This is a genomic window from Comamonas sp. 4034 (assembly GCF_050434545.1).
In the GTDB taxonomy this organism is placed as follows: domain Bacteria; phylum Pseudomonadota; class Gammaproteobacteria; order Burkholderiales; family Burkholderiaceae_C; genus Comamonas; species Comamonas odontotermitis.
Map to the genome: position 1 here is coordinate 232648 of NZ_JBNDIT010000006.1, position 9514 is coordinate 242161.

Here is a 9514-nt window from a genome sequence, read left to right on the forward strand (position 1 = left end):
AAGAATTCCTGTAATCGTGGTAATGGATGGGCAGATGCAAGTCCGCGCAGCGCCAAAAAAGCAAAAAGCGCGGAACTGGTCCGCGCTTTGGAAGGGAGAGGAGGAGGACGATGACAATCGTGCAGGCGCGAACCACCGGCCTTAGCGGCCAGTCAAACCTCCAGAGGTCGTCGTTCGCGGTGTCATAACCGAATGTGCCTTTCTCGCTCTTGTGCAGGGTTAGAAAACTGATAAACATCGTCATTTTCCCACACTCTGATGCAATCTGCCGCTGTTGTGGCAATCCGCAACGCCACAAGCTTGCCATAATGAAAACGATAGCAGACCCTGACGATTTGATATGCCCTGTCGCACCGCCCGATCTGTAGGAATTTCCGCATGCCTGACTGCGTTATTGCTGCTGGCAGGCTGCAGCAATGCACCTACCACGCGCGGCAAGGTGCCGGATCGCGACATGGAAGCCAAGGAATGGGGGCAGTCCGACGTCAACCGCATGGCCACGCTCAGCATACAAGCCAATTTGCAAAGCCTGTACACCCTGATGGACAAGCTTTACCGCCGCAATCCGCAGGAATGGCGCAAGGGAGGCTTTGACAGCCGCGAGCAGGCCATGAAGGCCGTCAAGGAGGCCATCGAGAACCAGCAGCCCTGGCCCGACCTGATGGACCAGCGCGATATCGACGGCATGAGCATGGCGCTGGCGCCCGAGTTTTCCAGCGACCGCGTGGCCGCCTTTACCTGGGCCACAGCCGACATGCTGATCACCGCCTACGGCGGCCGCACCACCCTGTATCTGATTCACGGCCTCGATGCGCAGACGGTCTACAACGCCTCGCGCAACCTGGAAATCGCCAACTGGATGCTCACCCACCGCAAACTTGCCAATGGCCAGCCCATGCTGCTGACCAACGAGATCAACACCAGTGAGCGCAACCTGAGCTTCGAGCGCGAGTTCGGCAAGATGATTGCGCGCAACGATCTGATGGCCGATGTAGTGTCCGAGAAATACCGCCGCGCCGTGATCGGCTATGTGCAGGGTCTGGCTGGCGGCAGCCTGCTGCAGTTTTTGCCGGTGCAGGCGGTGGCGCACTAGACAACACCCCCTCCAACGAAGCCAGGACGTACCAAGGGCTGTGCATTGCGCTCTAATGCACACCCCACCACCAAGGCTTCGCGATCCTCCTACACTCGGTCACTTGCGATTTAACTCTCGAGTGACTGCGTATGAATACCCGTTCCTGGCTGGAAAAGCTGGTGGCCTTTGACACCACCAGCCGCAACTCCAACCTTGCCCTGATCGAAACCGTGCGCGATGCGCTGGCCGGGCAAGGCCTCAAGGTGGAGCTGATCCATTCGCCCGAAGGCGACAAAGCCAACCTGTTTGCCACCCTGCCCGCCGATGACGGCAGCACCCAGGGCGGCATCGTGCTGTCGGGGCACACCGATGTGGTACCGGTCGATGGCCAGCAATGGGACACCAACCCATTCGCGCTGACCGAAAAGGATGGCAAGCTCTTTGGCCGCGGCAGCGCAGATATGAAAGGCTACATTGCCGCATCGATTGCGCTGGTGCCTGAATTCATCGCCATGCCGCGCAAGAAGCCGCTGCACATCGCCTTGTCGTACGACGAAGAAGTGGGCTGCGCCGGCGCGCCGGTGATGCTGCGCGCCCTGCAGGCGCGCGGCCAGGTGGCCGATGGCTGTGTGGTGGGCGAGCCCACCAGCATGCAGGTGGTGGTGGCGCACAAGGGCATCAACCTGTACCGCTGCAGGGTGCATGGCAAGGCCGCGCATTCGTCGCTCACGCCCAAGGGCTGCAACGCCATCGAGTACGCCGCACGGCTGATCTGCCATATTCGCGATGTGGCAGACCAGTTCAAGGCCAATGGTCCGTACGACGAGTTCTACGACGTGCCCTTCACCACGATGACGACCAACCAGATCTCCGGCGGCATCGCGGTCAACACCATCCCCGAGCTGTGCGAATTCAACTACGAATTCCGCAACCTGCCAGGCATGACGGCAGAGAGCATCCAGGCCAAGGTCGAAAGCTACGTGCGCGACGAACTCCTGCCGCGCATGCAGCGCGAGTTTGCCGATGCCCGCATTGACATCGAAACCGGCCCCTACGCCCCGCCGCTGGAAGCGAGCGAGCAGGCGGCCATCACAGCCCTGGTGCGCGCACTGACTGCCGACCGAGCCACGCGCAAGGTGGCCTATGGTACCGAAGCGGGCCTGTTCCAGAACGTGGGCATCCCCACGGTGGTGTGCGGCCCGGGCAATATCGAGCAGGCCCACAAGCCCAATGAGTTTGTCGAGATCAGCCAGCTCGAAGCCTGCGAGCGCTTCCTGCGCAAGCTCGGACAATCGCTGTAAAACCGGCCGTCTGCATCCAGCGCCCAACCCGTCCAGGGATGGGCGCTGTTTTTACACTCCCTCCCCTTTGCCCATCGTTCGGTTTTAGAGAAATATGCTTCGGCGCCCAACAGCAAAGCGCCAGCAGCTTCATTTTTTATAGCAATCTCATCTCGAAGGCTCAGTCCGGTAACCAACCGTCTGCCAGCCACGTACCATCTCGCCCATGAGCACCCAATACGAAGCCCTCAAAAACGCCGACCTGTACTCCACCGCTTTTCGCGTGGAGCCACCCACCGAGCTGGGCGAGCGCAAGATGACGCCGCGCAGGCCAGGCTTTTTCATCACCCGCAGCCTCAGTGGCGCAACCGATGCAGAAAGGGCTGCACTCAAAACTGCTACAGCCAGCCAGGCCGAGGCGCCAGCGGCAAACCAGGCACCGGATGGCAGTGCGCCAGCCCCTGCCGCAGAGCCCGCCTCCACATCGCGCCTGCTGGTACCCGCACAATGGGGGCTGGTGCCGCATTGGGTCAAGTCCGCATCCGACGGCAAGCTGCGCGCAACCAAGCTGGTTCACGTCAAATCCGACAACGTAGGCACCAGCACCGCCTTTCGGGATGCCTGGCTGAACAACCAGCGCTGCATCGTGCCGATGCAGGCCTTCATCACCGACGACTACCGCAGCGGCGGAAAGCCCAAGCCCACACGCATTGCCCGCGTTGATGGCCTGCCCATGGGTGTGGCAGGTATCTGGGCGCGCTGGCAAGACGAGGATGGCAGCGAACTGCTGAGCTACGCCATCATCACCATCAACGCCAATGCGCATGGACTGATGAATCGCTACCAGGCACCTGGCAGCGAAAAGAGCATGCCCGCCATCCTGAACGAAGGCGCCTACGACGCCTGGCTCGGCTCCTCCGCCGCCAAGGCCAAGGAGTTCTTGCGCGCCTACCCGGCGCAGAAGCTGCTGGCCAATCCGGTGGAAAAGGGCCGCAAGAATCCGCTGGGGATCTGATTTGCTAGCAGGAAGCGCGCAGCCCGGTAGTGCTTCCAGCCAAAAACCATTGACACATCTTGGCGGGCAACCGCTTTCTGCCCTCTTTTAAAGGTGCTCTTTCCATTGAGCTGCACCCACTACCCACGCGGATGGTGCTGCCCGTGCAGCACCTTGAGCCGTTCGCGGGCCACATGGGTGTAGATCGTGGTGGTCGATATGTCGGCGTGACCCAGCAAGAGCTGCACCACACGCAGGTCAGCTCCGTGGTTGAGCAGGTGGGTGGCGAAGGCGTGGCGCAAGGTGTGGGGCGACAGCGGCGCCGTGATGCCTGCCAGCTGGGCGTATTTCTTGACGATCATCCAGAACGCCACGCGCGTCATGCCGCTGCCGCGCTGGGTCACAAACAGATCAGGGCTTTGGCGCCCGGCCAGTATCACGGGCCTGCTATCGCTCAGATAGCGCTCCAGCCATTGCTGTGCCACCTGCCCGAACGGCACAAGTCGCTCCTTGCTGCCTTTGCCCATCACGCGCAGCACGCCTTCGGCCAGGCCTACCTGCACGCTTTGCAGCTCCACCAGCTCCGACACACGCAGGCCGCTGGCATACATCAGCTCCAGCATGGCTCGGTCGCGCAGGCCCAGGGGGCTGCCATCGTCTGGCGCCTCCAGCAAGGCTTCGACCATTTGCGGCGTCAGTGTCTTGGGCACGCGCAACGGCTGCCTGGCAGCCAGCATGCGGATGGTGGGATCGGCCGTGATGAGCTGCTCGCGCAGCGCCCAGTGAAAGAAGCGCCGCAGCACCGTCAGGCGCCGATTAGCCGTGGTGGCCTTGTCCCCAATCTTGGCGGCAAAAAAAGCCTGCAGCTGCGCTTCGCTACTGTGCTCTATGGCCGTGCCTGAGTGTTCTTGCGCCAGCCATTGGCCGTACAGCGTGAGGTCTCGGCGGTAAGCGGCCAGTGTATTGCGCGCCAATCCGTCTTCCAGCCATACAGCGTCTATGAAGCGATCTATCGCCGGGTGCAGTGACGCTGCGGGTTTGCTGGGGGCGTTTCGCGTGCGGTTGACGGGAGCCATGTCCGATCATGGCATGAAATGAGGCCTCCCTCCCCGTCTTCCCGGGGTGCCTCAGGCACCGTTCCTGGAAGATCATTTTTATTGCGATGCGGCCCTGCAACAAAAAAGCCGCCGGCTTGCGCGGGCGGCTTGGTAGGCGCAGATGCCGGAATCAGTCCAACTTCAGATCCTGCTTTTTCACCACGTCCTTGTAGACGGCGAATTCGGCCTTGATCTGCTCGGCAAACTCGGCAGGCGTGTTGCCAACCACCAGCGAGCCGGTGTCTTCGATGCGCTTTTTGACGGCAGGGTCGGCCAGCACCTTCTTCGTGGCGGCGTTGATGCGGTCCACCACATCCTTGGGCAGGTCCTTGGGCCCCAGAATGCCGTAGAAGGCCATGCGGTTCACCGGCTCCAGGCCCACTTCCTTGAAGGTGGGCACATTGGGCAGCACCGCCAGGCGTTCAGGCGCGGCCACCACGATCGGTACCAGGCGGTTGTCCTTCACGAATGGCAGGGTCGAAGGCAGATTGTCCAGAATCATGTTGACCTGGCCCGCCACGGTGTCGTTGAGCGCCGGGCCCGCGCCACGGTAGGCGATGTGGGTCATCTGGATGCCGGTCAGGCTCTTGTACAGCTCCATCAGCATGTGCTGGATGCCGCCGGTGCCAGACGACGAGTAGGCGTACTTGTTGGGGTTCTTCTTGAGCTCGGCTTCAAACGCCTTGTAATCCTTGGCGGGGAACTTGGGGTTCACCGCAATGATGTTGGGCGTGGCAGCCACGTTGATGATGGGCGTGAAGTCCTTGATCGGGTCGTAGGCGATCTTGGGGTTGATGGCCGGGTTGGTCGCCACCGTGGAGACGGTGGCAATGCCCAGGGTGTAGCCGTCAGCGGCGGCGCGTACGGTTTCCACCGCACCAATGGTGCCGCCTGCACCACCCTTGTTGTCCACCACCACGGGCTGGCCCAGTTCCTTGCCCAGCGGATCGGCGATGACGCGGGCGATGATGTCGGTGGTACCACCTGCAGCAAATGGAACGATCAGGCGGATGGGCTTGTTAGGATATTTGGAATCCGCCAGAGCGCCCGCGCTGAAGGTGGTTGCTGCTGCAGCGATCAGGGTCAGGCCCACAATAGAGCGACGTTGCATGAAAAATCTCCTCTTTGAAGTAGTGCAGCCATACCTGCAATGCGAACGGATGGTCCGCATTCCCGGCGGCTGCGCAATGCTGTTTGGCACAGCGCGTTTTATACCGGATAAATGCTGCCGCAACGATGCCGATATCACACCAAAAGATGGTGATTTGCCCTAACCGCTCAGTCAAACCGGCAGCAAATACGGCGCATGGCACACATCTTTGAGAGTATGGACTCGGGCACTCTGAACGTGAAAAAGCGGCGGGTATTGCCACCCACCGCTTTGCACCTGTTGATTGATATCGGTCAATCAGTCGAGCTTGAGGCCCTGCTTGTCCACCACCGCCTTGTAGGCGGCGTATTCGTCCTTCATCTGCTGGGCAAACTGTTCAGGCGTGTTGCCCAGGATGACCGAGCCGGTTTCGGCAATGCGCTTTTGCACGTTCGGGTCTTCCAGGGCCTTGCGGGTGGCCGCGTTCACCTTGTCGACAATGTCCTTGGGCAGGTTCTTGGGGCCCACGATGCCGTAGTAGGCCGAGCGGTTCACCACAGGTGCGCCCACTTCCGCAAAGGTGGGAATGTCGTCCATGCCCGCTACGCGGTTGGTCGCAGCCACCACAATGGCGCGCAGGCGCTTGTCCTTGATGAAGGGATAGGCCGACGGCAGATTGTCGAAAATCATGTTGACCTGGCCTGCCACCGTGTCGTTCAGGGCCGGGCCGCCACCACGGTACGGAATGTGCACAACGCTCACGCCGGTCTCGGCCTTGAGCATTTCCATCAGCAGGTGGGCAATGCTGCCGGGGCCTGGCGTGGCGTAGGAATACTTGCCGGGATTCTTCTTGAGTTCGGCAATGAACTCCTTGTAGTTGTTGGCCGGAAAGCTCGGGTGCACGGCAATCACGTTGGGCGTGGCAGCCACATTGATGATGGGCGTGAAATCGCGCTGCACGTTGTACGGCATCTTGGCGTTGATGGCTGGGTTCGTCGCCGTGGTCGATACCGTGGCAATGCTCAGTGTGTAGCCATCAGAAGCGGCGCGCGCGGCTTCCGCAGCGCCTACGGTACCGCCCCCGCCACTCTTGTTGTCCACCACCACGGGCTGGCCCAGGGCTTTGGCCAGCGGCTCGGAGATGACGCGGGCAATGATGTCGGTAGTGCCGCCTGCAGCAAACGGCACGATCAGGCGAATGGGTTTGGTCGGATAGGCGTCTGCGGCGATGGCGCCGGTAGTGGCGGTGGCTCCCAAAGCCAGTGCCATGGCCAGGCACAGTCGGCGGTTGATCATTTCTTTCGGTCTCCTGGGTCTGGCCATTGGCGGGCTCTGCACGCCCGGGCCAGGTTCAATACAGCGAAAAGAGCCACCTGCGCAGCCCCATTCGCATTCGTAGCGCAATGCTAGCGGCATTGGCTGGCCATTTCGGGTTGCAGGCAAGGCTCGCGAGCCAGTGTTTTCCCGTAGCCGTGCTGTGGGGCCGGGCCTTGTCTGGCTGGAAACCACGACCAGCCCCCAGCCTATGCGACAGCCCGGGCGTTGCGCCCGCACCTGATCCGCTATGCTTGCGGGCGTGAATTACGCCCAACTGCTCTTCCCCGATTTCTCGCTGATCCTCATCGGCTATCTGGTGTGCCGCTACACGGCGTTGAACCGGTCCGTATGGCAGCCGGTGGAAGGCCTGGTGTACTACTTTCTGTTCCCTACCCTGCTGTTCTATTCGATCATCCGCAGCCCGATCGACTGGCAGGGCACCTCCAGCCTGATGCTGGCCGGAGTCGGCACGGGCCTGAGCGCCGTGCTGCTGACCTATACGCTGCCGCACTGGCCCTTCATCGGCAAAAGGGTCAATGCGCGCGACGCCGCCGCCAGCGCACAGGTGGCGTTCCGTTTCAACTCCTTCATTGGCCTGGCGCTCGCCGAACGTCTGGCGGGCCCCCAGGGCCTGCAACTGATATCGGTGCTGATCGGTGTGTGCGTGCCGATGTTCAACATTGCCGCCGTCTACCCCATGGCCCGGGGCTCGCAGGCAGGCTTTGTGCGCGAATTGCTGCGCAACCCGCTGATCGTGGCCACGCTCACCGCGCTCATCTGCAACCTGCTGGGCCTGCGGCTGCCCACCGTGGTGGAGCCTACGGTGGCCCGCATTGGCCAGGCATCCATCGTGCTGGGGCTCATGTCTGCCGGTGCCGGCATGCAACTGGGGCTGCTCGCACAAGGCAAGCTGCTGAGCACATCGGTGCTTGCCATCCGCCATTTCGTCACCCCGCTGATCGCGCTGTGCGCCGCGCACTGGCTGCGGCTGTCGCCACAGCAGGCGTCCATTCTGCTGATCTTTTCCGCGCTGCCTACCGCATCCACCTGCTACGTGCTGGCCGCACGCATGGGCTATAACGGCGCCTACGTTGCCGGGCTGGTGACCTTGTCCACCATCTGCGGCATTGCGAGCCTGCCTTTTGCGCTGAGCCTGCTCGACTGGTGGCCGATTTAACCCCCTGCGAGGAAATCAGCGTGTACTTTCCGCTGTATCTGCACCATGAAGACCCTGCCCGACGCCAACCGCCGCTACGCCATACAGCGCCTGCTAGCTATCACAAGCATAGCTAGCAGCGCTTTGTGGATTAGCGCTTGTGGCAGAAAACTGCCCAAGGCCGCAGCCATACCCCCTGGTGCTACGGTGCTGGCGCTGGGTGATTCGTTGACCCGAGGGGTCGGCGCCTCGGCTGCGCAGGCCTACCCGGCCCTGCTGGCCGAGCGCACGGGCTGGAAGGTCGTCAACGCCGGGGTCTCTGGCGAAACCAGCAGCCAGATTGCGGCACGCCTGCCCGAGCTGCTGCAAACGCAACGGCCCGCGCTGGTGATCCTGTGCGCGGGCGGCAACGACTGGCTGCGCCGCAACAGCGCGCAGGCGGCGCAGGCCGAAATCGCCCGCATGCTGCAGTTGTGCAAGAGCCAGAGCGTGCCAGTGCTGCTGGTGGCGGTGCCCGAGCTGAACCTGACCGCCGCCCTCACTGGCCGCATGAAGGACCACCCCATCTACGAAGCGCTGGCCAAGGATGAGAAAGTACCGTTGCTGGTGGATGCCTGGAGCGAGGTGCTGGGCGATGACGCGCTGCGCGCCGACCAGGTGCATGCCAACGCCGACGGCTACGCGCGCTTTACCGAACTGCTGCAGGCGCAGTTGAAGGCATCGGGTTTTCTGCCTGCGTGAAACGCGCCACTAGAGCATGTTATGAACTCGCGCTCGTCGCGAGCCATGGCAACGCATTGGGCAACATGAGCGAAACAAAAACGAAGAGGCGCAAACCAACCAGCACCTGCGGTAGTCGTTCGTAACCTCGGCTCAAGCGTCGAAAGCGTGCAAGCCATCCGACACTGCGCACCACAACCCAGCGTCTGGGCAGCAGCACACAGCCTTTCTTGGCCTCGGGAAGTTGGATGATTTGAAGATCGACATCTTGCTCTGCGGTCTGACTCTTGGCGCCCTCACCCGTGTAACCCTGATCGGCCCAGGCGACTTCGACGCTTTGGCCTGTGGCTTGCTGCACCACCGCGCCGGGGTGACCCTGGCGGCCCTGCGCAACGCGAATGACAGAGCGCAGGTCGTTGACCATGGCCTCCAAACACCCTGCGTCCAACCAGCGACGTGTTTGCGGATACTCAGCCTCCCACGGAGAAAAATCGCCCGGCATCATGCGCCAAGGCGCCCAGCCCTTGCCATCCAGCGCAGCGCGTTGAAGACCTCGCGCAACCCGTGCTGCCGCTGAGGGGCTCGCTCCATGATCAATACAAGGTACGGCGCAGCAAAGCCCCATTCTTTATCTGTCACTACCGTCGGGTATGCCTAGCGTCTTGCCATTACATCAATTTACATCAGGCAAGGCTTTGTTGCACAAATCCGGGCCGCAGCGGTAGTAGGCTCGGATGATGAGTGAGACGAACTGGGGTCGGCGCAAGTACCGCACCACAAACTGG

At 61.9% G+C, this 9514-nt stretch carries 9 protein-coding genes and 1 pseudogene; 6 read left to right on the plus strand and 4 right to left on the minus strand.

Annotated features, from left to right (window positions below; all coding sequences use genetic code 11):
• The first annotated feature begins 340 nt into the window (after positions 1-340).
• The 3 genes from ABIE32_RS09185 (at position 341) to ABIE32_RS09195 (ending at position 3370) form a co-directional block, all read left to right on the plus strand.
• Positions 341-1093, plus strand: a complete 753-nt coding sequence (locus ABIE32_RS09185) for a hypothetical protein (RefSeq protein ID WP_224149704.1) — start codon at positions 341-343, stop codon at positions 1091-1093.
• Between the two features lie 131 nt (positions 1094-1224).
• A complete protein-coding gene (argE, locus tag ABIE32_RS09190; protein ID WP_224149705.1) occupies positions 1225-2376 on the plus strand; it encodes an acetylornithine deacetylase in 1152 nt (383 codons plus the stop codon).
• 205 nt (positions 2377-2581) lie between these two features.
• Positions 2582-3370 carry an SOS response-associated peptidase gene (locus ABIE32_RS09195; protein WP_429015405.1) on the plus strand — a complete coding sequence of 263 codons (789 nt, stop codon included), beginning with the start codon at positions 2582-2584 and terminating at the stop codon, positions 3368-3370.
• Positions 3371-3489: 119 nt separating this feature from the next.
• On the opposite strand, the gene xerD is transcribed toward ABIE32_RS09195, so the two are convergent.
• Positions 3490-4425 carry a site-specific tyrosine recombinase XerD gene (gene xerD, locus ABIE32_RS09200; RefSeq protein ID WP_429015407.1) on the minus strand — a complete coding sequence of 312 codons (936 nt, stop codon included), beginning with the start codon at positions 4423-4425 and terminating at the stop codon, positions 3490-3492.
• 151 nt (positions 4426-4576) lie between these two features.
• A complete protein-coding gene (locus ABIE32_RS09205; protein ID WP_429015408.1) occupies positions 4577-5557 on the minus strand; it encodes a tripartite tricarboxylate transporter substrate binding protein BugE in 981 nt (326 codons plus the stop codon).
• On the opposite strand from ABIE32_RS09205, the gene ABIE32_RS09210 reads away from it, so the two are divergent.
• Positions 5556-5720, plus strand: a complete 165-nt coding sequence (locus ABIE32_RS09210) for a hypothetical protein (RefSeq protein ID WP_224149709.1) — start codon at positions 5556-5558, stop codon at positions 5718-5720. The genes ABIE32_RS09205 and ABIE32_RS09210 overlap by 2 nt on opposite strands.
• A gap of 134 nt (positions 5721-5854) precedes the next feature.
• Here ABIE32_RS09210 and ABIE32_RS09215 read toward each other — a convergent pair whose 3' ends face one another.
• The gene (locus tag ABIE32_RS09215) at positions 5855-6832 is read right to left on the minus strand and encodes a tripartite tricarboxylate transporter substrate binding protein BugE (protein ID WP_429015410.1); all 978 of its coding nucleotides are present in this window, start codon (positions 6830-6832) and stop codon (positions 5855-5857) included.
• Between the two features lie 268 nt (positions 6833-7100).
• Here ABIE32_RS09215 and ABIE32_RS09220 point away from each other — a divergent pair, with 268 nt between their 5' ends.
• Positions 7101-8030: an AEC family transporter gene (locus ABIE32_RS09220; protein WP_429015412.1), complete on the plus strand. Its 930-nt coding sequence runs from the start codon at positions 7101-7103 to the stop codon at positions 8028-8030.
• A gap of 45 nt (positions 8031-8075) precedes the next feature.
• A complete protein-coding gene (locus ABIE32_RS09225; RefSeq protein ID WP_429015413.1) occupies positions 8076-8750 on the plus strand; it encodes a GDSL-type esterase/lipase family protein in 675 nt (224 codons plus the stop codon).
• Between the two features lie 19 nt (positions 8751-8769).
• On the opposite strand, the pseudogene ABIE32_RS09230 reads toward ABIE32_RS09225, so the two are convergent.
• A pseudogene (locus ABIE32_RS09230) lies at positions 8770-9368 on the minus strand (transposase).
• Between the last annotated feature and the right edge of the window lie 146 nt (positions 9369-9514).

Coding starts and splice junctions, on each gene's coding strand:
- ABIE32_RS09210 (WP_224149709.1), top strand. CDS start 5,556: ATGAAAAATCTCCTCTTTGAAGTAGTGCAGCCATACCTGCAATGCGAA.
- ABIE32_RS09195 (WP_429015405.1), top strand. CDS start 2,582: ATGAGCACCCAATACGAAGCCCTCAAAAACGCCGACCTGTACTCCACC.
- argE (WP_224149705.1), top strand. CDS start 1,225: ATGAATACCCGTTCCTGGCTGGAAAAGCTGGTGGCCTTTGACACCACC.
- ABIE32_RS09215 (WP_429015410.1), bottom strand. CDS start 6,832: ATGATCAACCGCCGACTGTGCCTGGCCATGGCACTGGCTTTGGGAGCC.
- ABIE32_RS09225 (WP_429015413.1), top strand. CDS start 8,076: ATGAAGACCCTGCCCGACGCCAACCGCCGCTACGCCATACAGCGCCTG.
- ABIE32_RS09205 (WP_429015408.1), bottom strand. CDS start 5,557: ATGCAACGTCGCTCTATTGTGGGCCTGACCCTGATCGCTGCAGCAGCA.
- ABIE32_RS09185 (WP_224149704.1), top strand. CDS start 341: ATGCCCTGTCGCACCGCCCGATCTGTAGGAATTTCCGCATGCCTGACT.
- xerD (WP_429015407.1), bottom strand. CDS start 4,425: ATGGCTCCCGTCAACCGCACGCGAAACGCCCCCAGCAAACCCGCAGCG.
- ABIE32_RS09220 (WP_429015412.1), top strand. CDS start 7,101: ATGCTTGCGGGCGTGAATTACGCCCAACTGCTCTTCCCCGATTTCTCG.